Here is a 20235-nt window from a genome sequence, read left to right as displayed (position 1 = left end):
TCGCCGCAGGGCACCGCCGGATCGCCGCCCGGACGTCCGCGGTCAGCCATCCTCACGCGGATGGGTCTCGATCACCCGGCCCCGCACGTCGGCCCGGAGGTAGGCGCTGCCGTAGTCGTCGGAGAGGTACACGCTCATCGACGGGTCGGTGTGGAAGACGGTGGAGGCGGAATTGATCGTCAGGTAGCGGTTCGTGGGCTCGGGCACGCCGAGTGTCCTTGCGGCCCGGGCGAGCAGCGCGGGCACGGCGTCCCAGTCGTAGAGGTCCAGGTCGACGGGGACGGCGCCGCCCATGACGGTGCCGCCCGGCCCGTCCTTCACCGCCACGTCCCCGCCCCGGTAGACGTACCGGTCGTAGAGCTTCGGGTGGCCGGCGACCGGTGCGTCGGCGATCGCGTACTCCCCGTACACGGCGAGGCTGGTGACCTTCGTCCCGCCCATGGCCGCGGTCAGCTTCGCCACCGTCGTCCGCACCCCGTCGCCGGTGAGCAGGTCGACGGTCTCCGCGGCGGCGGCGCCGGACGAGCCGCCGGAGGACGCCTGCCGGACACTCTGCGAGGGGGACGGGGACGGACCGGTTGTGGGCGCACTGCCGGGGTCGTCGTGCTTCGTCTGCGGCAGCAGCGCCCACACCAGAACTCCCGTCAGCGCCACGGCGACGACGGCTCCGGTGACCGCCGCGGCGGGGACCCGGCGGCCCCGCGCCGGGCCGCCGGCCTGCGACGGGGTGAGCGTGACGGCCGCCGCGGCCGGGGCCGGGGCTGCGGCCGGCGCGAGCGGGTAGGAGGTCGGCCGAGCCTGCTGGGACCGCTGAGCCTGCTGGGCCTGTGGAGCCCACCCGGGCGGTTCCGGGGCGTCCTCGGTCACGGCCTCGAGCATCCGGTCGACCTCCGCCGCGTCGGGGCGGACCTCGGGGTCCCGGACGAGCAGCGCCGTGAGGACGCCGGTCAGCGGTCCGGCCCGAAGTGGCGCGGGCACGTCCTCACCGAGTACGGCGGCGAGCGTGGCGAGCGTGCTCGCCCTGCGCAGCGGATGGTGGCCCTCCACGGCGACGTACAGCAGCATCGCCAGTGACCAGAGGTCGGCGGCGGGACCGCCCTCCTTGCCGCTGACCCGTTCCGGCGCCATGAAGTCGGGCGAGCCGATGACGGCGCCGGTGGCGGTGAGACCGGCGGACTCCCGGACGGCGGCGATCCCGAAGTCGGTGAGCACAGGCCGCCCGTCGGGGCGCAGCAGGACGTTGGCGGGTTTCACGTCGCGGTGCTCGATATCGACGGCGTGCGCGGCGCGCAGCGCCGACAGCACACCGCGGCCCACGCGCGCGGCCTCGATGGGGGTCATCGGGCCCCGCTCGAGCCGGTTCTGGAGAGAGCCCCCCTCGACCAGCTCCATCACGATCCACGGGTAGGTGTTCCCGCCGCCGTCGACGATGTGGTGGATGGTGACGACGTTGGGGTGGTGGACGCGGGCCAGCGCACGCGCCTCGCGCAGGACGCGCTCGCGCAGCGTACGGGCGCCCTCGGGGTCGTACTCGGCCAGGTCCGGATCCGGGGGCCGGACCTCCTTCACGGCCACGTCCCGATGCAGGGCCAGGTCGTGGGCCCGCCACACCAGTCCCATGCCTCCGCCGCCGAGCCGCTCGACCAGTTCGAAGCGGCCGTCGACGACACGTCTGTGGGGTTCCCCTGTGCTCATGGCAGGAGCTTAGGGGTACGCGCCGACAGGCGGCGTGTCCGCCAGAGGGAGCACACCGTGAATGGTCCGCGGGGTCACGGGCATGCTGTCAACGAGGTCACTTCCGCCGGTCCGTGCCGGAACCGCCACCCCGGACCGCTCCGCGACTCACCGTCACCCTCCCGTGCCCGTTCCCTCCCCCGCGAAGGACATGTGCTTTGGCTCTTATGCACCCTGACGCTCCCTCGGCCCGCCGTCCGGGCCGCTCCTGGACGATCCGCGTGGTCGGACACCGGGACCGCAGCGCGTCGGTCACCTGCTCCTCGGCGTGCACGATGCCGCCGCGTTCCCGTGACATCGCGGCCCTGCGCCGCTTCGCCGAGGCCCACGCGGCCGCGCACGCCCGAGCGGCGGCGGTGCATCACGACGCGGCCTGCTCGTGCCGCCGCCAGCGGTGCGCGCTGCACGAGGGCACCCGGATCAGCTGCGCGGGCGCGGTCGTCCTCGTCCTGCGGCACGACCCGTCGGTCGGCCAGGTCTGGACACTGAGCGAAGTCTGCTCCGCGTGCGCCGCGTTGATGCCGCACACCCGCCTGCTGAGCCGGGCGGTCCCGCGACCGCCGCGCGTTCCCGACGCGGAGACGGACACCTCTACGAGCCGGGGCACAGGTCCGGGCACAGGCCCGGCGATGGGTCGGGAGGCTCACGGCCGTCCCGCTCCGTCCGGTCCTGCGACGCCGACCGTGGGGCCGCCGCGACTCGTCCCCGGCGGGTTCAGCGCACCCTCGTCGGGCGCCGGCACCGGCCCGGAACGGCGGGCCGGCCGACGGCGCGGACGCGCGGAGGCGGAGGGCGGCGCGGCATGACCGGGCCGGGCCGGGCTTGACCCGGCCGTGGTCCTCTCTCAGGGCTGATGCCGGGACTGCGGCGGTATACGCACCGGCAGGGCGCCGAGGATCCGGCCACGGGCAGTCGGCGGCGGAACCGGCTGCCCCCGGGTGACGGCGGGCCGCTCGCCCGCGAACCGTGTCGCCGCGAGTTCGGCGATGCGGGCGCCACTGCGCCGCCCCTCCAGGTGCAGACGGCCGACGTTGGTGCGGTCGTCGGCGAGCAGCGTCAGGATGGCGGACGGACCGGCGGCGTACGTCGCGAGGTAGCCACCGGCGCCGCGCACGATCATTTCGCGGAACTCGCCGCGGGTCGCGACATCGACCATGCGGCGCCCCACGCCGAGCGCCGCGGCGGTGAGCGCGGCCAGCCCTTCCGGCTCCCCGTCCGGCATGTCCTGGGCGAGGACGAGTCCGTCGACGCTGGCCGCCAACGACCCCGTCAGTTGTGGCATACGGCTGCGCAGCCGGTGCAGTTCGTTCAGAACCTCGGCCTCGACGGCCATGACCGGTGTCCCTTCGGCGCGTTGTCGACTGATGCGGATCAAGTGCGGTGCGGCGCGGGGTCGTTCAGGTGACCCTGAGGCTACGGAAAGTGTCGGCCGAAAGCGACACCTTTGGCATTTTCCTCAGGAAAATTCAGCGCGGTCCGGAGGTGACCTCGATATCAGGCCCTCTGCTTGAATCGTTGCAGGTCAGAACCAGTTTCTTAAGAAAACGACCAGTCTCGTGTGCGGGTGCTGGCTGCAGGGTTTTCCAGGACTCATGCTGACCAAATGCCGACTTTGCTGACACTCCGTCAGGTCCTGGCCAGGGAATCGGTCGCCCCTCACCCAGACGCTTGCCACGACGAAGAGGACGATCCTCACGTGCGCTGCCCACCTCTGGAGGGGCGTCGCCACGCGGTTCACTGATCGCATAACGGACCGGGGGGCGTCCTGGGACGTCGGCCGGCCCTTGGCGTGGGCATCTGAGCATGCAGGCCGGCGGTGGCGGGCCAGACAGCGCCGGAACATAACAGCCGATCGCCGGTTAGCCAAACCGGCTGGTTTCCTGATCATTGGCGTTGCCCCGCGCGGTGCGATACGGGCGGAGGCAATTCCGACATTGGAATGTCAGTAGCAAGGAGCAGCCTTGACCGCAACGCAGCAGGGCCCTGCGCCGCAGGTCCTGTCGGACCTCCCGTGATGAGTACGCTTTGCCTGCGATGACCGTGTCGGGTCTTTGCCGCGGCCGCCCGGCGCCTGCACGGGGCCCGCACAGATTCCAGGACTGCTTTGAATACGGTGCGGTCGTTGACGTTGCCGGGGGTGAGGACGACAGCCAGGGGCAGGCCACGACCGTCGCAGGCGAGGTGGACCTTGGTGGTCAGCCCGCCGCGGGAGCGACCCAGCGCCTGGTCGGCCGCCGAGCGTGCCGGACCTTCCAGCCCGCCGTTCGCGCCCGCCCCCCTTTCCGGGCGCCGGCCGCCTGCTGGTGGGAGCGGTTGATGGTGGAGTCCATCGACACCGTCCAATCCACCGCTCCGACAGAGTCGTCCTGCGCCTAAATCTGCTCCAGGAGGTGGGCCCAGGTCCTAACACGCCGTTGATCACCTGCCGCCTGCCGGTGGTCGCGCCACGGGCCGCCTGGCCCATCGGTAGCTGACAGTAGGGGCTTCAGCGCCTCCCATGCAGCGTGCGTCAGCTCGCCACGTCCTATCACGTGATCGGCCACGAACCGGGCCTCATGCACCGCTGTGGCAGGCCGCCGGCCGCGAAATGCGTGTCGGCGAGCTGTCCGAGTCGCTCGACTGGGACAAGAGCCGCGTCTCGCATCAGCTGACTCGCATGGAAAAACGCGGCTTCGTCAAGCGCACGCAGTACGGGGCTGATGGTCGTCGCGCGGGGATCGGGCTGACCACCGAGGGTCGTCGCGCCGCGCAGAGTGCCGTCCTCGTGCACGGCGGCAACATCCGCCGCCACTTCCTCGACTCACTGACCCCCGAGCAGGCATCAGTCATCCGGGCATGGAGCGAGCAAGCAGTCGATCGCCTGGAGCCGCATCGCAGCGAGGCTGCCAGCGACGGCGCGTCGTAGACCGCGTCCCACACCGCCCTCATAGACGCCGCCGATACGGCCCTGGGCATTGCCAGACAAGCCTCCCCGTCCGACGGATACCGACGGACCCGATCGGGATGGTCGGCCGCGTTGCCGTACACGTGGGCGAGGCAATCACACGATGGTGCAGTCGAGTTGAACTGGACGGACTCGGCGTGCCCAACGGGAAGATCACCCCGGCGGGAAACCTGTTCGACCCGCACGTCCCAAGATCTGCATAGCTATAGCTGCGTCGTTACGGCCAGACGGTGGCTCCTGCTTGGAAGACTTCGGGACCGCTCTCCACGGGTAGTACACAGACCAGGTGCCCACCAGGTACGCGTAGCACGTGGCACTCCTGCCACCGTGAAATCTGCTCCGCACCTAGGGCGATCAAGCGCGTTGTTTCCGCCTCGACGTCGTCAGTCTCAATGTCCAGGTGGATACGAGGTGCGTCGTCGACCGCCTGGACGGCAGTGATGAGTCCTGGCAGAGCCTGATGGAGGGTGGTGAACTGTGGTGCCGGGCGAAACGGTTGAGCATCGACGCCGAGAGCCGCTGCCCAGAAGTTCGCTGACTGGGCAGACTCGGCTTCGGGTGTGTCGATTATGACGGCGTAAACCCGACTTCTGTGCATGTATGGTGACCTTCCATCAGACGTTGCGGAATCATCGTATAGACGCGCGCGGAGTTGACGACGTCAGGGCCTCCCGGCAGTGCTCGGTTCGATTCGCATCCCCGGGCTACCGAGAGGCAAAGGCGTTGGACATGGCGGTGAGTGATCAGGCGAGCGCCGTCACCTGGGCCGGGTCGGGTCGAGCTGGGCCGCGAAAAAAGCCAAGGCCGTCCGCAATACCTCATTCGCACGCTTGAGCTGGGCGTTCTCCTTACGCAGGGCGGCAAGCTCCTCACGCTCGGCGGTGGTGAGCATGTCGCCTCGCTCGCCAGCGTCGGCCTCGGCCTGGCGAATCCAGTTACGCAGGGCCTCATGGTGCACGCCGAGTTCCTCGGCCATGCGGCGGATCACGGGCTTCGGCTCGGAAGCGCGCTACATCCGCACCGCACGCTCACGCAACTCCAGCTGGTACTTCCTCGGGGCAGGCATCGTCAGAACTCCTCTCGTGAGCCCCATCTGGCCTGCTGTCACCTCTCCCTGCATCTCGGGGGAACCTCACTCGTCCGTATTCGTTGTCGGCCGAGTCCACCCATGCCAGGATCCGGCGCGATAGCGGGTGAGCATGAGGGCTACCGCTTCGTCCACGATCGTGGTGTCGGTGGGGTCGGGCGGAATGAAGTCGGTCCGTACGAGTTGGGGCCACAGGAGCTGGCCGCAGATCATGCCGAGGAACTGTTCGGCGACGGCGGATGTCGGCTGTGTCTGTCCGTCGGCCGAACGGAAGTCGAGTGTGCCGGCCTGTGCTTCGGCATCCAGGTAGTCGCGGAGCCGGTCGAAGAAGGGTCCGCGGTCGATGGCGAAGCCGGTGCCGACGATGTCGGCGAGTTCCGGCATCTGGGGAAGTTCGGTGATGATGAGGCGGCACAGCGCCGCCGTGCCGGGCCGCGAGACCAGGCAGGCATAGTCGCGGCCGATGTGGTCCAGACCGTACCGGGGATCGCCGGGCGGGGGCGCTTCGGCGTACTGCACATCCAGCTGCCACTGTTCGGAGGTGACGGCTGCGAACAGCGCGGCCTTGGACGGGTACCGCTTGAAGAGGGTGCCGGTGGAGACTCGGGCCTCCCTGGCGATCTGGGCCAGGGAGGTCTTGTCGTATCCCCGGGCGAGGAAGAGGTCGCGGGCAGCGCGGATGATGCGCGCGCGGTTCTCCGCCTTGATCTGCGCGTGATACCCAGCCTGGCACGTATCGCCACCGGTTTCCGCTCGGTCACGGTCCGCCGCCGTCATACCCACGCCCCTTGTCGCGTTCCTCAGACGCGTCCTCACATGTCAGAGGATGGTCTGGCCGCCGTCCAGGATAAGGTCCTGGCCCACAGCGAAAGCGGAGACATCGCAGGCCAGGTACACGACGGCTTCCGCGACCTCCTCGGGCATACCCATGCGACCCAGAGGAATGCCGGAGCTGATCGCCTCCAGAACCGCCGTCTGCTGCGCGGGATCCTCGATCCCGAGCTTGGAGTACAGCGGGGTGTCCACCGGGCCGGGGCTGACCGCGTTGAACCGGATGCCTTGCGACCTGAGCAGGTCCGCGTTCCACGACCGCATCAGCGAGCCGACAGCCGCCTTCGTCGCGGCGTAGGCGTTCGACTGCCCGTAGCCTCCGTGCGCGCTGTTGGACGCGTTGAGGATGACCGACGACGGGTTGGCAAGCACGGGCACCAGGGCCTGGGTGAGAAAGAAGACGCTCTTGACGTTGATGTCGAAGAGCCGGTCGTAACTGTCCTCCGTGTGGTCCTCGAACGGCCGCCAGTCCGAGACGCCGGCGTTCAGGAACGCCACGTCCAGCTCCCCGAAATGCTTACCCACCCGCTCCGCCAGGCCACGCTGCGCATCGAGATCGCGCGCATCGGCCTGCACCACCGGCACCTTGTCCCCGAGGATCTGCCGTGCCCTCTCGATTTTGAACAACGCAAAGGACTTGGGTGGCCCTCTCCTTTCGGTGAGGGCGACCCCCGAGGAATTACTTCTGCTGGGCAAGCCAGTCGGCGAACCGGGTCCCGGCGATCTGCGCGTCCGGGCCGGGCAGGAGCGTGTTCTCCTGCAGCGGGGCGCCCCAGTACGTCGCCTGCGGATCCGTGACGATCTTGCGCGGGTCGTTCAGGGCGGTCAGCCCCATGCGGATGAACTCCTCCAGCTGGAACACGTCGGGGCCCCCGACCTCCACCACTCCGCCCACCGGTGCGCCGACCGCGGTGCGGGCGACGGCCGCGGCCACGTCGTCGGAGACGATGGGCTGGATCTTGGCATCGGGGAGGTGCACGGTGTCCCCTTGGGTGACCCCGTCGGCGAGGCCCTTCGCGAACTCGAAGAACTGGGTGGCGTGGACGATGGAGTAGGGATTGCCGGACGCCTTGATCAGGTCTTCCTGGACCTGCTTGGCGCGGAAGTACCCGCTGCCCTGGAGGCGGTCGGTGCCGACCACGGACAACGCCACGTGATGCGCCACGCCGGCCTGGCTCTCGGCCTTCAGCAGGTTGGTCGTCGAGGTGCGGAAGAACCCCATGACGGCCTCGTCCTCGAACGAGGGCGAGTTCGACACGTCGACCACCACCGACGCACCCTCCAGGACCTCGGCCAGCCCCTCGCCCGTCAGCGTGTTGACGCCGGTGTTGGGCGACGCCGCGACCGCCTCGTGCCCGTGCTCGCCGAGCCCGGCGACCACCTTCGAGCCGATGAGCCCGGTTCCACCGATCACTACGACCTTCATGACGGAATTCCTTTCGGGTTCTCCTGATGCCTGTATCAGTAGAGACCGGGCACCGGATCTGTTTGTGACACCTTCTGGTCGACTTCTATTCGACGAGTTTTCCCGTGGTCGCGACTTCCGCCATCAGGGGGGAAATCTCGTCGGGGACGGCCGGAATGCTCTCGCGGGTGACGCCCGTCGTCGGGGACCACACGAGATTCACCTGTAGAGCGGAATCCAGGCCGGGGTAGTCACTGCGGTTGTGGCAGCCACGCGTCTCGCGGCGCTCCAGCGCCGATTCGAGGGTGGGCCGGGCGGCGAGCGCGGCCGACTTGAGGTCGAAGGCGTGCGCGAGGCCGCGAACCCGGCGGCGAACAGCTGCTCGGGGTAGGTTCCCCGGCCGTCTCCGCCCAGTTCGGCGGGGAGGCGCAGGTCGAGGTCGAGGATCCCGTCGTCCGAGCGCGCCCTCCCCGAGGCTCTCCCGTGGGCCGCCATGGGGTCTCGGACCACTGGTTGACCGACGAGTGCCCGATGGTGTGACGACCCGGCCCGTTCAGGTGCCCAGCGATGCCACGTAAGGTGTCAGTTTCTCCGGGTTCATGACCCACATGGCCCGCTCGATGCCGCGCTCCGAGATGTCGAGGGTCAGCAGGACCACGGCCGTCCCACCGTCCTAGACAAGAGCGGCCGGCCCGCCGTTGGCCTCGACCCACTCGATCTCCTTGCGCGGCCAGAAGCGCGGGCGGTTTCTCCAGGAGGAAGAGAACCGCCAGGTCGAGCGCCTCGGCCCGCTCGGCGCCCAACTGCGGATCGGCTCGCGTGTCGATCGGCTCCGGCAGCCAGGGACCGATGTACGACTCGCGCCGCACCCTGGCGGACTGGGCGAGGTTGATCGCCAGCCGGGCGGTGACGGTGGCGAGGAACGCCTTGGGCTCGCGGACCGCGCCGCGGTCGGTGTGCTGCCAGCGCAGCCACGCCTCCTGGAGGATGTCCTCGGCCTCCGCGGTGCTGCCGAGGACGCGGTAGGCGATGCCGTAGAGCTGGGGCTACTCCTGCATTCCCGCAGCGTAAAGGCTGCACCACCCGATCAGGACAGATACTCCAAGATCGAGGGAACACCCCCTGGCCGCAATGCCGTTGCTTTCGATCGCCGTCTTCGGCCTGTACCAGCGTTTGGCCTCGGATCTCGTGCTGCCGACCCGGACTCGCTTCTGGGGATCCGATCTCACAGGTGGGTAACGCTCAGTAGTCGACGGCGTGTGACGTAGCAGTGGTCGCAGGCCGGATCGCAGCGCCTGTGCACCTTGAGGACGTTCGGGTGCCGGTCGTTGGCCGCAGGGTCCCCATCGCGGGAGATACCGACCTTGTCCGGTCCAGGGGACAGCCGCAGCATTGCCGAGGGACGTGCGCTGACCTGTCGTCGAAGGCAGGCCGAGCCGAGCGCCTCTAGGCGGTGAGCTTGAGCGCGATGTCCCAGGCCAGCCGGGACACTCCTACCAGCGCGGCAAGGAGACGGATACGGTCGCTCCGGCGGCGTTCCTGCGACTCGGTCCTGCTCTTCTTACGGGTAGCGACTACCCGCTGGCCTCGGGTCTTCGTGTTAGGCATCGTCGACTCCTCGCTCGATTTCGCTGATGCCGCGAAGAGTATCGACCCAACCGAATGCACGGGCTTCCCTGAGGCTCGGCGAAGCGGCAAGCAACTCTGCGTAGTTGCGGCATCGGTCTGGCGGCCGATCCGGCGTCCCGGAGGCGCCCGACGTCCGCTGACGTGCGGGTGCCACCGACCGTCGTCCGCATCCCGCCGGACCTCGACGATCGGCAGCATGGTGACGTTGACGGGGAGGCCAAGCTCCCGCGATGCGGGGCCGGCGGGTGTGGGGATGTCGGAAAGCCGGGCAAGGAGAGCGTCAATGGCGGTTTGGCCGTCATCAACGGCAGCCTGCTCGTCCTCGGTCAGCGGAATGGCGGCGAGCATGCGCTGCAGGTTCTCCCTGGCTTCGAGGAGTTGGGCCTGGCTGGTGATTTAGGCGCGGACGTCGCTGGCGGGGACCCGGCCTTCGTGCATGGCGCCGGGATGATCGTGCGGTTGATGTAGTCCTTGCAGACGCGTTTGGCGCAACTCTCTTACATGCAGAGCGACATGGGCCCGCGTGGCCCGCACCGGGTCCACGCTCTCCCGTTCGCACAACGTCCTGACGCAGAGCAGTGACCCCGAGCTGGCCGTCGCCAACATCGAGCGCCCGAAGGTCATCTACCACAGCACGACCGGCAATTACGTGATGTGTATGCACAAGGAGAACGGCAGCGACTACACGCAGGCCCGCGCCGTCGTCGCCGTGTCCAACACCGTCGACTACACCTACCAGAGCAGTTTCCGGCCGCCCACCGGCACCACGTCCCGCGACATGACGCTGTTCAAGGACGACGACGGCACCGCCTACCAGATCACCTCCGCCAACAACAACGCCGATCCGCCAACAACAACGCCGACCTGCAGATCTTCAAACTGAGCGCCGACCACACCTCCTACGACAGCCTGGCCACCAATCCTTGGCCGGGCACGTTCCGCGAGGCTCCCGCGCTATTCAAACGGAGCGGTGTCTACTTCATGCTCACCTCCGGCAACAGCGGCTGGAAGCCCAACCAGCAGAGGTACGCGACCGCCACGAGCATCACGGGGCCCTGGACCGTCATGACCGACGTCGGTGACGACACCGCCTACGGCTCCCAGACCGCGTTCGTGCTGCCCGTCCAGGGCACTCAGGAGACCTCGTACCTGTACATGGGCGACCGCTGGGGCGACTCCATGGGCGGCACGGTCAACGACTCGCACCTGCCGTGGTACCCGCAGATCCCCGTCGACACCGACGCCGGCACGATCGGCGGGGCGGGCGGCGGTCCCGACTACAAGCTGATCGCCCGGCACAGCGGCAAGTGCCTGGACGTGGCGAACGCGTCCACCGCCAACGGCGCCCGGCGAATCCAGTGGGCTTGCGGGACCGGCACCAACCAGCAGTTCCAGCGGGTGACCGCCTGACCGGGGACGTCGTTTCGAGGTCCTGGTCGTCGGCGAACTCCACGGGGGCATGCACAGGGAGACTGTTGCGCGACGGTCAGTCGAACCGTGGGCTGGCCGACCGCACTCGACCGGGACGGAGGATCCGGATCCGGCAGCCGCAGCAGACACGGCACCGGTTCGCGGTCAGCGGTGAAGGGACCTTGAGGCTGTGTACGTAGTAGTCCGCGCGTACCCGGCCCTGACCATCGACCGAGTGCCGGATCTCGTAGGTGCCCTCCCAGGCATGCCCGCAGCGCAGACACACGAACGAATAGGCTTCATGTATCGGCCCGGACTTCATCGTCATCACGCCCTCGTCCCGGAATCGTCGCGCCGCGCGGCTCCAGAGCTGTCACACCCAGCTTAACATTGCATTCTGCAATGATTGCGGTGGCGGAGCAGACCGTGCCGGACCGTGAGGTCACCGAAGAAAGAGGTGGGACGGACACGATGACGCGGCAGAAAGCACACCGGCTCGAGCCCGCCACCGAGCCGCCGCCCTCTCATGCGGAACTCGACCAGGAGGCCGAGGAGGTCACGCTCGCCGTCATGGCGGCATCCAGGCTGCTCGTGGCAGTGTCCGCCCGCGCGCTCGCCTCCACCGACGACACCCTGACCCTGCCCCAGCTGCGCGCCCTGGTCGTACTGAACACCTGCGGACCCGTCAAACTCGCCGCCATGGCCTCGACCCTGGGAGTCAACCCCTCGACGGCCCTGCGCATGGTCGAACGCCTGGAGTCCGCCGGTCACATGGACCGCAGAACCAATCCCGACAACCGGCGCGAGGTCATCCTTCGCCTCACGCCCGCAGGGCGAGAACTGGTGGAGCGCGTCCTCGCCCACCGGCGCACCGAGATCCGCGCTCTCGTGCAACGCCTGCCCGCCGAAGCGCGCTCGGCTCTCGTTCCCGCCCTGAGGGCGCTGACCGAGGCCGCCGACGAGATGGCCGTGGACCCCTTCGACGAAGTTCGCCGCGTCCATGGCCTCGTCGACGACCCGCTCAACCCGGCCCCGCCGGGTTCACCCCAGGGAGGCCGCCGTCCCCCGAAGGGCGGAACAGTCTGACGCCGACGGTGGCGCATCGAGACCGCCACGCCTGCTTGGCGTTCAGCCCTGCCGGCCTCGCCCGGTGAGCATGTCGCGGACGCGGTCGACCATGCCGGCTCCCGGTGCGAGGAGTTTGTTGAGCGGCGGTGTGTCCGGTGCCGCCGGGTGGGGACGGGTCGGAGCGGTCTTCTTCGCCGCCCGGACCTTGTCGCCCAGCTCATTGAGCGACTCGGCCGGGCATGCCTCGGCGAGCAGCGGGAAGAGACGGTCCTCTTCGTCCCTCACGTGTGCCGTGACCGATGACTTCAGCTGGTTGATGAGCAGGTCGAACCGTGCGTCAGCAGGCTGACAGTCCTCCAGTTCCTTCAGCATTCGCTCTACCTCTCTGTGGTCGGCGACCTCCTTGTCGGCGAGATCATCACCATCGTCGACGTACCGGCGGACCGCCGGGTACAGGTGCTGCTCCTCGGCCACCGAGTGCCGGACCAGCTCCATCGTCAACTGGTCGGCGAGGGCACGGCGCGCGTCGGCGTCCGCCGTCTGCCTTCCGATCTGCTCGAAAAGCGCTTCGACCTCGCGGTGATCGGCCATGAGTTCCTGGATGACGTTTCCTTCATGTCCCATGACGGGGCACTCCTCTCGGTGCACAGCCTTCGGTGGTGTCGGTGGTCCTGGACGCCCGGCTCGGCGCAGCGCTCAGAGGCCATACGTCCCACTCGAACGCCAAGGCTTCACGGACACGGCATGCCACCACCCGGACGGCCGAGCGAACCGGGCCCCGCCGGGTGCCGGGCCCCGGCCGGAGGGCGCTGCGCCACGCGCTCCGGGGCCCTGCGCCTGCCCGTCACAGGCTCGTCAGGATCTGGGGCGAGAGGACTTTGATCATGGTGTTGGTCCAGCGCATCTGTCGCAGGGTCCGCGGATGACACGCGGAGGCCAGGGTGAGGAGTTCGTCGTCCTTGGTGGCCTGCGCGGCCTGGGCGAGCATCTCCCAGTGGAGCGAGTTCTCGGTGGCGTCCAGGTGCAGTTCCCGCAGGTCGCGCAGGAGCAGCAGGCCCGTTTCGGGGCGGTGGCCGACGGCTTCGGCGGCCTTCTCCCGGAGCGTCGACAGGACGCCGGGGGTGGGGTCGCCGGGTGCGCCGTGGAGGTCGAGGTCATGGATGTGGGCGGTGTCCGCCAGGCGCTGGACGTGTTCGCGGGACCATGCGGCGAGGTCGGTGGCGACATGGTGGATCTCGTGGTTGGTGCGGTGGCGTTCGGCCACGGTCGTCAGGTGCCGGGCGAGGTGTTTCTCGCCGTGGTGCAGAGTGCGAAGGGTGAGGGTGATGCCGTTCACTCGGCGGCCTCCTTACGGCCGGCGGGCACCGCCTGCGTCGCGCGGGCGGACGTTCCGCCCGCGGTCGCCGGTACGGCGTCGGCGCGCGAGGGCGCGGACGCAGTGGTGGTCGGTGCCGGGGCAGGGCGGCCGTCTCCGCGTTCCACGAGGTGCAGGGCGGCTGCGGCGGTCTTGAACAGCGGCTGTTTGGAGGCGGGGTCCCAGTCGGTGACGGTCGTCTCGTTCGCGGCACGCGCGGGCGTGGCGCCATCGGGGCGGTGTCCGGCCTCGGTGTCCCAGTAGCCGTAGTGGAAGGGAACGAACAGCAGTCCCGGCCGGATGTCGGTCACCCGCAGCCGACCGCGCAGGGCGCCGCGCGGGGTGCTGACCTCGACCAGGTCGCCTTCGTCCAGTGCGAGCGCGGCCGCGTCGGCAGCGGAGGCCTCGACCCACACGTCGGGAGCCGCCGCGTTCAGCTGGGGCGCCCGCGCGGTTTTCGTGCGCGTGTGGAAGTGGTAGATGGTGCGGCCCGTGGTCAGCTGGAACGGATACTGCTCGTCGGGCATCTCGTGCGGTGGCAGATAAGCGGCCGCCTTGATCACTGCCTTGCCGTCCGGGTTGAGGGAGCGGTACTCGACCACGTCGTCGGTCGCGCCGGTCACCAGGTCCTTGCCGTAGCTCTCGCAGACGTCGGGGTGCGCCCAGCTGATCCCGTCGGTGTAGAGGCGTTGTGTGCCGTGCGGGGCCTGTTCGTTGCACGGCCACTGGATCCCGCTTGCCCCGCGCAGCCTGTCGTAGGTGAGGCCGGTGTAGTCGCAGGGCCGGCCGGCGCTGCACCGTTTCCACGCCTCGAACGCGGACTCCGGGTCGTGCCAGGTGATGAGCGGGGCGCCGTCCTTGTCGCGGAAGTCCATCCGGGCCGCGTAGTCGAGGAAGACGGCCAGGTCCGGCCTCGCCTCGCCGGGCGGTTCGACGGCCTTGTCGGACAGGTGCACGGTGCGGTCGGCGTTGGTGAACGTGCCGGTCTTCTCGCCCCAGGTCGCGGCGGGCAGGACCACGTCGGCGAGCTGTGCGGTCTCGGTCAGGAACAGGTCCTGCACGACCGTGAAGAGGCGGTCCTGTCCGAGGATCGAGCGGATGCGGGACAGTTCCGGGAGCGACACCGCGGGGTTGGTGCCGCTGATCCACAGCATGCGGATCGAGCCCTGTTCGGCGTAGCGGAACATCTGCATGGCGTGAGTGGGCGGGGCGTAGTGCGGGATCGTCTCCGGGTCGACGTTCCATACCTTCGCCAGGTCGGCGACATGGCTGTCGTTCTGCCAGTTGCGGAAGCCGGGCAGGTCCCCGTTGGCGCCGCACTCGCGGGTGTTCTGGGCGGTGGGCTGGCCGTTCATCTGCAGCACGCCGGCGCCGGGCCGTCCCAGCATGCCGCGGATCAGGTGCAGGTTGTTGACCTGCACGGCCGCCGCGGTGGCCTGGTGGGACTGGTAGACGCCCTGCAGCACCGTCGACAGCAGCCGGTCGGCGGTGCCGATGAGTTCCGCGGCCTCGCCGATCCGCGCGGCCGGCACGTCGCAGATCCGGGCCGCCCACCGCGGGGTGCATTCCCCCACCCGGGAGGCCAGTTCCTCGAATCCGACGGTGTGCGTCTCGATGTAGTCGTGGTCGACCCGATCGGTGCGGATGATCTCGTGCAGGAGTGCGTTGAGCAGCGCCACGTTCGTACCGAGGCGCGGAGCCAGGTGCACGGCCGCCTTGCGGGCCACCTGCGTGGGGCGCGGGTCGACACAGATCAGGCGGGGCGGGTCGGCGCCCTCCAGGCGGTCCAGGATCCGCATCCACTGCACGGGCTGCGTCTCGGCGATGTTGTGCCCGAACAGCGCGATGACGTCGGCGTGATCGATGTCGTCGTAGCTGCCCGGCTGTCCGTCACAGCCGAAGGACTCCTTCAATGCCTCGCCGGCCGTCGCCGTGCACAGGCGCGTGTTGCCGTCCAGGTGGTTGGTGCCGATCCCGGCCCGTGCCAGCACCGCGAGCGTGTAGTACTCCTCCAGGAAGAGCTGCCCGGTGGTGTAGAAACCGATCGACCCCGGACCACGTTTCTCCAGCAGGTCCCGCGAGCGGGCGACGATCCGATCCATCGCCGTGCCCCAGTCGCACTCCACCAGACGACCTCCCTCGCGGACCAGCGGCATCGTCAGCCGGTCCGGTGAGGCATTGGCCTGCCAGCCGAAAAGGTCCTTCGGCCCCAGCCGGCCACGGTTGACTCGGTCGTCCGCCCGCCCGCGCACCCCTGCCATACGCCCGTCCACGACCGCGATGTCCATGGCATCACCGTCGGAATGCAGGACCGACGCGGCCTGCACCCAGCGCTGCACCTGGCCGGGTTCGACACCCGCCATGAGATACGTGTCCACGCGCTCGGGCCACGGCTCGTCTCGGCCGTACGGAGTACGGCTGCCCCATGGCTGCGCGATCCGGTCCACCGAAGCATCCATGCCAGCCTCCCAGCGACCACGGACGGCACCTGGCGCGCCGCCCGTCATCGGTACCCCCTGGTGCTGCCGCTTAACACCTCTTTCGTCAGCCCCAAGAGGATTTTTGCCCTGTGCAATGGTTCGCCTCGGTGAATCAGGAAACACACGGATAAAGAAGGCAGCTTTTTCAAGTGAAGGGAGCGGCCGAAATGGCCACGCAACCGTCACGGATCGAGCAACACCCCGACATCATGGCCCTGCGCACTCGTTATGCGCAGGCATCGGCGAGGCCGACCGCTCAGGCGACCGAGGGCCTCACCCTGCTGGCGGGGCTCTACCTGGCGATCTCCCCCTGGGTCGTCGGGTTCAACGAAAGCAGCACGCTGACCGTGAACAACCTCGTCACGGGCATCGCCCTCGCGGTACTGGCCCTCGGCTTCGGATGGGTGTACGAGCGCACCTACGGCATGGGGTGGGTCGCGGCCGCGATCGGCGTCTGGACGATCATCGCTCCGTGGGCCGTCTCCGGCGCCCCTGATACGGCGAAGGTCGTCGTCAGCAACGTCATCACCGGAGCGGTGGCCATTGTGCTGGGGCTGACAACGATGATGCTGGGGCGCATGCAGCGCACCTGAGACACCGAGGCCGGCCGGGCGGTCAGCAGTCGATCGGGGGGAGGGGGGCGTCGTTGAGGCTTGTCGCCAGCCACTGCTCGACGGCGGTGATGTGGACGGTCGCGGCGGAGGCTGCCCGCTGGGTGCGGGTCGAGAGGACCTGGAGCAGCATCGAGAGGACCGGGTTGTCCACGGCTTCGACGATGCGCAGGTGGAAGGCGATGTCGTGGGCGACGAACTCCTCGACCGTGGCGGCGGAGCGGCACCGGTCGAGGATGTCGCGGAGTTCCTGGAGGTCCTGCGACTGCAGTACGGCCGCGGCCAGCCCGGTCGCCTGGGATTCGAGGAATCTGCGTACCTGGAGCAGTTGCAGGGCGGTGCGCCCCTGGGAGACGTCGGCGGCGAAGGACAGCGTCTCGAGCAGGAGGTGGGGCTCCAGGCTGGAGACATATGTGCCGTCGCCCTGCCGGGTGACCAGGATCCGCATGGCGGTCAGTGCTCGGACGGCTTCACGCAGCGAGTTGCGGGACAGGCCGAGCTGTCCGGCGAGGACGTCCTCCCTGGGCAGGCGGGAGCCGGGCGCGAGTTCCCCGGCGACGATCATCGCCTTGATCTTGTCCATCGCCTCGTCGGTCAGTGCCACGAGGGTGCCTCTCTGTGCGGAGTGCGTAGGGGCCGTCGCGCTCCGCCCGGTGCACCTGAGGGCGCCGGGCGGAGCCGCCGTGAGCCGGCGTCTACTCCTGCTTCTCGCCGGAGGCGAAGCGGGAGATGACCAGCGCGACGATGATGATCGCGCCGTTGAGGAACTGGTTCCACAGCGGTGGCACGCCCGCCAGCGTCATGACGTTGACGACCAGTTGGAGGGTGAGTACGCCGGTTAGGGCGCCGAAGACGGAGCCCTTGCCGCCGTTGAGGCTGACCCCGCCGATGACGGTCGCGGCGAAGACCTGGAAGATCCAGCCGCTGCCCTGGGTGGCGGAGATGGAACCGTAGTGACCGCTGTAGAGGATGCCGGCGAACGCGGCCAGCAGGCTGCCGAGGATGAGGACGACCCAGACGATCCGGTCGACCCGGATGCCCGCGGTGCGCGCCGCCTCCGCGTTGCCGCCGATCGCGTACAGCGCCCGGCCGTGCCGCAGCCAGGCCAGCGCGCTGCCGCCGACCGCGAAGAGCAGCCCGCACACCCAGATCGCGGCGGGCATCCCCAGCCAGGACGCCTTGCCCAGGTAGGTGAAGGAGGAGGGCAGTTCGACGATGGACTGGCCCTCGGACAGGGCGACTTGGAGGCCGCGCAACATGGTCAGGGCGCCGAGGGTGACGATGAAGCCGTTGAGCCGCAGCTTGAGGATGAGGAAGCCGTTGACGGCGCCGATCGCCGCGCCCACCAGCAGGCAGAGCGGGACCGCCATCCATTCGGGAAACAGCCCGAGACCCGTGAAGCGCCCGCCGCTGGAGGGAAGTACGAGCCACACGGCGATGACCGGAGCGACGCCGATGGTCGACTCCAGGGACAGGTCCATCCGACCGCTGATGAGGATGAAGGTGGTGGCGAGGACGAGCAGGCTCAGCTCGGTGGACTGCTGGGCCACGCCGATGAGGTTGTCGGCGGTCAGGAAGGCCGGCGAGACGATGAACCCGATCACCATCAGGACCAGGATCGCCGGGACCAGGGACAGCTCACGGAAGCGGCCGAGGTCGACCCGGCGGCGGGCGGTGTCCGCGGTGGCCGGCTCCGCCGCGCTCGCGGTGGACTCGGTGAGATCTGTGGTGGCGGACATGACTACCTTCCGTGCTCGTCGGTGCCGGATGCGGTGGATGCGGTGGTGGTGCCGACGCCTTCCATGGCGGCGACGACATGTTCGTCCTTCCAGCCGCCGGCGAACTCGGCGACCGCCCGGCCGTGGAACATGACGACGACCCGGTCGCACACCCTGAGGTCGTCGAGCTCGTCGGAGACGATCAGCGCGGCCTTGCCGGCGTCGGCCACCTGCCGGATCCGGCCGAGCAGGAACTCCTTGGACTTGACGTCCACGCCGTTGGTGGGCCGGATGGCCACCAGGACGTGGGGGTCGGTGGCCAGGGCGCGGGCGACGACGACCTTCTGCTGGTTGCCGCCGGACAGCGCGGAGACCGGGGTGGCCGCCCCCGGCGTCTTGATGTCGAGGTCCCGGATCATGCGCCCGGCGAAGGCCCTGGTCCGGGCCGGCAGCACGGTGCCGAACGGGCCGAGCTGGCCGGTGACGGTGAGCGTCGCGTTCTCCGCCACGCTGCGGTTGTTGACCAGCCCCTGGAGGTGGCGGTCCTCGGGGACGAAACCGACCCCGGCGGCGAGGGCGGACGGCACACTGCCCGTGCGCACGTTTCTGCCGCCCACCGAGATCCTGCCGTCCTCGGCCCGGTGGAGACCGGCGACCGCCTCGCCCACCTGCACATTGCCGCTGGCCGTCGCTCCGGCGAGGCCGACCACCTCACCGGAGCGGACCGACAGGGACAGGTCCTGGCAGGCGTCGGACAGCGTCAGGCCGTCGATCGCCAGCAGCTCCGCGCCACCGGTCCGCGCCGCCGAGGGCCCGCTCACGACGGCGCTGCCCGAGGAGGCGGACTCCCCCGTCATCGCCTCCACCAGGTCCTGGTGGCCGAGTTCGGCCACGGGCGCGGTGAGGATGTGGGCCGCGTCGCGGTAGACCGTGACCGTGCTGCAGAGGTCGTACACCTCTTGCAAGTGGTGCGAGATGAAGAGGAAGGCGACGCCCTGGTCCCGGAGGTCACGGAGTTTGTCGAAGAGCCTGCCGATGCCACGGGCGTCGAGCTTCGCGGTCGGCTCGTCGAGGATGATGAAGCGCGCGCCGAAGGACAGCGCCCTGGCGATCTCCACGAACTGCCGCTGCTCGACCGTCAGGTCCTTCGCCCGCGCGGCCGGGTCGACAGCCACCCCATACTCGCCGAGCAACTCCTCGGCTCGCAGGCGGAGTTGCTTCCAACGGATGGGCTGTACCGCTCCGGCGCTCTGCCGGTTCAGGAAGAGGTTCTCGGCGACGGTCAGGTCACCGATGATCGTGGAGCGCTGGTAGACGCAGGCGACGCGGGAGCGCCAGGCGTCGATGTCGCCGACGGACGGCGCCGGCTCGCCCGAGAAGCGCAGGGAGCCGGTGTCGGGCTGCTGGAGGCCGGTGAGGATGGACACGAGCGTCGACTTGCCGGCGCCGTTGCGTCCGACCAGGGCGTGCGATTCGCCCGCTGCGATGGTGATGCGTGCGTCGCGCAGCGCGACGGTGGCGCCGAACCGTTTGCTGATGCCGGTCGCCTCGGCCACCGGGGCCGGGCGCTCGGGGCCGGTCGCCGGGGCGGTCGCGGTGTCCGCCATGGTGGATACCGTCCTTCGTGTGCGGAGGTGGGGCGGGGAACGCGGGTGTGACGCGGTGGGGAGAGAGGGGACAGCCCGTCTCTCCGCACCGCGGGCGTGAGCTGCCGGCCGTCAGCCGACGTTGTTGCCCCACAGGGTCTTGTCGTCCACGTTGTCCTTGGTGACCAGCGGGGCGGGCAGCTGGTCCTCCAGGCCGTTCGGGATCTTGATGATCGTGGACTCGTGGTCGGTCGCACCCGGCTTGAAGGTCTTGCCCTCGGCAGCGGCCTTCGCGTAGTACAGCGCGTACTTGGCGTAGAGGTCGGCCGGCTGGGAGACGGTGGCGTCGATCTGGCCCTTGCGGATGGCGTCGAACTC

The 20235-nt window shown here is 69.4% G+C and carries 18 protein-coding genes and 7 pseudogenes; 6 read left to right on the top strand and 19 right to left on the bottom strand.

Features of this window, described 5'->3' with window-relative positions:
- Positions 1-42: 42 nt before the first annotated feature.
- A complete protein-coding gene (locus tag ACIBTS_RS19680) occupies positions 43-1695 on the bottom strand; it encodes a serine/threonine-protein kinase (protein WP_399320842.1) in 1653 nt (550 codons plus the stop codon).
- Positions 1696-1901: 206 nt separating this feature from the next.
- Between ACIBTS_RS19680 and ACIBTS_RS19675 the strand changes: the two genes are divergently transcribed.
- Positions 1902-2540: a hypothetical protein gene (locus tag ACIBTS_RS19675; protein ID WP_319677469.1), complete on the top strand. Its 639-nt coding sequence runs from the start codon at positions 1902-1904 to the stop codon at positions 2538-2540.
- A 38-nt stretch (positions 2541-2578) separates the two neighbouring features.
- On the opposite strand, the gene ACIBTS_RS19670 is transcribed toward ACIBTS_RS19675, so the two are convergent.
- Both ACIBTS_RS19670 and ACIBTS_RS19665 read right to left on the bottom strand, forming a co-directional pair.
- Positions 2579-3067, bottom strand: a complete 489-nt coding sequence (locus tag ACIBTS_RS19670; RefSeq protein ID WP_399320839.1) for a roadblock/LC7 domain-containing protein — start codon at positions 3065-3067, stop codon at positions 2579-2581.
- A gap of 643 nt (positions 3068-3710) precedes the next feature.
- A pseudogene (locus ACIBTS_RS19665) lies at positions 3711-4265 on the bottom strand (transposase); the annotation flags it as partial.
- Positions 4266-4321: 56 nt separating this feature from the next.
- On the opposite strand from ACIBTS_RS19665, the gene ACIBTS_RS19660 reads away from it, so the two are divergent.
- Positions 4322-4639 carry a MarR family winged helix-turn-helix transcriptional regulator gene (locus ACIBTS_RS19660; protein WP_399320838.1) on the top strand — a complete coding sequence of 106 codons (318 nt, stop codon included), beginning with the start codon at positions 4322-4324 and terminating at the stop codon, positions 4637-4639.
- A 256-nt stretch (positions 4640-4895) separates the two neighbouring features.
- On the opposite strand, the gene ACIBTS_RS19655 is transcribed toward ACIBTS_RS19660, so the two are convergent.
- The 9 genes and pseudogenes from ACIBTS_RS19655 to ACIBTS_RS19615 all read right to left on the bottom strand — a co-directional run bounded on the left by ACIBTS_RS19655 (position 4896) and on the right by ACIBTS_RS19615 (position 9609).
- Positions 4896-5276 carry a VOC family protein gene (locus ACIBTS_RS19655; protein ID WP_319677465.1) on the bottom strand — a complete coding sequence of 127 codons (381 nt, stop codon included), beginning with the start codon at positions 5274-5276 and terminating at the stop codon, positions 4896-4898.
- 159 nt (positions 5277-5435) lie between these two features.
- A pseudogene (locus tag ACIBTS_RS19650) lies at positions 5436-5672 on the bottom strand (transposase); the annotation flags it as partial.
- Between the two features lie 138 nt (positions 5673-5810).
- On the bottom strand, positions 5811-6542 hold the full coding sequence (locus ACIBTS_RS19645) for a TetR/AcrR family transcriptional regulator (protein ID WP_399320836.1): 732 nt from the start codon (positions 6540-6542) through the stop codon (positions 5811-5813).
- 42 nt (positions 6543-6584) lie between these two features.
- Positions 6585-7292, bottom strand: coding sequence for an SDR family oxidoreductase (locus tag ACIBTS_RS19640; protein ID WP_399320835.1), 708 nt, complete (start codon positions 7290-7292; stop codon positions 6585-6587).
- On the bottom strand, positions 7276-8022 hold the full coding sequence (locus ACIBTS_RS19635) for an SDR family oxidoreductase (protein ID WP_399320833.1): 747 nt from the start codon (positions 8020-8022) through the stop codon (positions 7276-7278). Before ACIBTS_RS19635 ends, ACIBTS_RS19640 begins: the two co-directional genes overlap by 17 nt.
- A gap of 85 nt (positions 8023-8107) precedes the next feature.
- Positions 8108-8356: pseudogene (locus ACIBTS_RS19630) on the bottom strand (succinate dehydrogenase); the annotation flags it as partial.
- Positions 8356-8496, bottom strand: a pseudogene (locus ACIBTS_RS19625) (peroxiredoxin); the annotation flags it as partial. The pseudogenes ACIBTS_RS19630 and ACIBTS_RS19625, both read right to left, overlap by 1 nt.
- Positions 8497-8554: 58 nt before the next feature.
- Positions 8555-9047: pseudogene (locus ACIBTS_RS19620) on the bottom strand (sigma factor); the annotation flags it as partial.
- A gap of 400 nt (positions 9048-9447) precedes the next feature.
- Entirely contained in the window at positions 9448-9609 is a 162-nt protein-coding gene (locus tag ACIBTS_RS19615) for a hypothetical protein (protein ID WP_319676715.1), read from the bottom strand.
- Between the two features lie 312 nt (positions 9610-9921).
- On the opposite strand from ACIBTS_RS19615, the gene ACIBTS_RS19610 reads away from it, so the two are divergent.
- The 3 genes and pseudogenes from ACIBTS_RS19610 to ACIBTS_RS19600 all read left to right on the top strand — a co-directional run bounded on the left by ACIBTS_RS19610 (position 9922) and on the right by ACIBTS_RS19600 (position 12126).
- Positions 9922-10098, top strand: coding sequence for a hypothetical protein (locus tag ACIBTS_RS19610; RefSeq protein ID WP_399320831.1), 177 nt, complete (start codon positions 9922-9924; stop codon positions 10096-10098).
- Positions 10099-10186: 88 nt separating this feature from the next.
- Positions 10187-11022 (top strand): annotated as a pseudogene (locus tag ACIBTS_RS19605) (family 43 glycosylhydrolase); the annotation flags it as partial.
- Between the two features lie 588 nt (positions 11023-11610).
- Entirely contained in the window at positions 11611-12126 is a 516-nt protein-coding gene (locus ACIBTS_RS19600; protein ID WP_399321081.1) for a MarR family winged helix-turn-helix transcriptional regulator, read from the top strand.
- A 42-nt stretch (positions 12127-12168) separates the two neighbouring features.
- Here ACIBTS_RS19600 and ACIBTS_RS19595 read toward each other — a convergent pair whose 3' ends face one another.
- The 3 genes from ACIBTS_RS19595 to ACIBTS_RS19585 form a co-directional block, all read right to left on the bottom strand.
- Positions 12169-12732 carry a hemerythrin domain-containing protein gene (locus ACIBTS_RS19595; RefSeq protein ID WP_319676394.1) on the bottom strand — a complete coding sequence of 188 codons (564 nt, stop codon included), beginning with the start codon at positions 12730-12732 and terminating at the stop codon, positions 12169-12171.
- 220 nt (positions 12733-12952) lie between these two features.
- Positions 12953-13444, bottom strand: a complete 492-nt coding sequence (locus tag ACIBTS_RS19590; RefSeq protein ID WP_399320829.1) for a hypothetical protein — start codon at positions 13442-13444, stop codon at positions 12953-12955.
- On the bottom strand, positions 13441-15921 hold the full coding sequence (locus tag ACIBTS_RS19585) for a molybdopterin oxidoreductase family protein (protein ID WP_399320828.1): 2481 nt from the start codon (positions 15919-15921) through the stop codon (positions 13441-13443). The genes ACIBTS_RS19590 and ACIBTS_RS19585 overlap by 4 nt, the downstream gene beginning before the upstream one ends.
- A gap of 188 nt (positions 15922-16109) precedes the next feature.
- Here ACIBTS_RS19585 and ACIBTS_RS19580 point away from each other — a divergent pair, with 188 nt between their 5' ends.
- A complete protein-coding gene (locus ACIBTS_RS19580) occupies positions 16110-16535 on the top strand; it encodes an SPW repeat protein (protein ID WP_399320826.1) in 426 nt (141 codons plus the stop codon).
- 22 nt (positions 16536-16557) lie between these two features.
- Here the strand turns inward: ACIBTS_RS19580 and ACIBTS_RS19575 are convergent, their stop codons facing one another.
- The 4 genes and pseudogenes from ACIBTS_RS19575 to ACIBTS_RS19560 all read right to left on the bottom strand — a co-directional run.
- Complete coding sequence (locus ACIBTS_RS19575) at positions 16558-17157, bottom strand: FadR/GntR family transcriptional regulator (protein ID WP_399320825.1); 600 nt, start codon at positions 17155-17157, stop codon at positions 16558-16560.
- Between the two features lie 91 nt (positions 17158-17248).
- Complete coding sequence (locus ACIBTS_RS19570) at positions 17249-18292, bottom strand: ABC transporter permease (protein WP_399320823.1); 1044 nt, start codon at positions 18290-18292, stop codon at positions 17249-17251.
- Between the two features lie 2 nt (positions 18293-18294).
- Entirely contained in the window at positions 18295-19878 is a 1584-nt protein-coding gene (locus tag ACIBTS_RS19565) for a sugar ABC transporter ATP-binding protein (RefSeq protein ID WP_399320821.1), read from the bottom strand.
- Positions 19879-19989: 111 nt separating this feature from the next.
- Positions 19990-20235, bottom strand: a pseudogene (locus tag ACIBTS_RS19560) (sugar ABC transporter substrate-binding protein); the annotation flags it as partial.

This window comes from Streptomyces sp. NPDC050121 (assembly GCF_044460385.1).
In the GTDB taxonomy this organism is placed as follows: Bacteria; Actinomycetota; Actinomycetes; order Streptomycetales; family Streptomycetaceae; genus Streptomyces; species Streptomyces soliscabiei.
The sequence above is the reverse complement of the archived record's forward strand: the minus strand, read 5'-3'. Positions and strand labels throughout refer to the sequence as shown.